At 50.4% G+C, this 230-nt stretch carries 1 protein-coding gene; it reads right to left on the reverse strand.

Annotated elements, in window-relative coordinates:
* A partial coding sequence (locus Q4528_RS16575; protein WP_303522899.1) for a cation efflux transmembrane domain-containing protein occupies positions 1 to 230 on the reverse strand: 230 nt, incomplete at both ends.

The raw sequence follows: 230 nt of genomic DNA on the forward strand, positions 1-230 counted from the left end.
GGCCAATACCGCTACTGCAACCGGTAACGAACTTAAGGCATCACTGCGGAGGTGCCAAGCGTTGGCATGCAAAGCGCGGCTGTTAACACGTTTAGCTTGAATTAGTGTCCAGCGGTACAACACTTCTTTTACAACTATCGACACCAATGCAGCCGCTAAGGCTAATGCCCCAGGGTTACTGGTTTCATTGGCGGTTAAGGAGTTTATCGAATCCCAAGCAATGCCAACGC

Source organism: Staphylococcus pasteuri (assembly GCF_030547725.1).
Taxonomy (GTDB): Bacteria; Bacillota; Bacilli; order Staphylococcales; family Staphylococcaceae; genus Staphylococcus; species Staphylococcus pasteuri.